1 protein-coding gene is annotated in these 272 nt (G+C 35.7%); it reads left to right on the top strand.

The genetic code is table 11. The features are described 5' to 3' along the window. Positions 1 to 168: 168 nt before the first annotated feature. The coding region (locus IDG60_RS22085; protein WP_241013332.1) for a hypothetical protein at positions 169 to 272 on the top strand (104 nt) is incomplete at its 3' end.

The raw sequence follows: 272 nt of genomic DNA, 5'->3' as shown, positions 1-272 counted from the left end.
TACCTACCTAAAATGAAAATAAATTCATTCAATACAACGTGTGTCATAAGTTCTGTTGAACATAACGGTGAATGGCGATGTCATTGTAACCATCTAAATGAGAGTGATACAAGTTGTTAGGATTATGATAGTCGCCCAGGCTATGTTTAATGATAGAGGAGGAATTTGATGATCTCTAACAAATTAGCAAATATCCCTGATAGTTATTTCGGGAAAACGATGGGACGTAAAATCGAACATGGACCATTGCCATTAATTAATATGGCAGTTGG

Source organism: Staphylococcus sp. EG-SA-2 (genome assembly GCF_017152085.1).
The sequence above is the reverse complement of the archived record's forward strand: the minus strand, read 5'-3'. Positions and strand labels throughout refer to the sequence as shown.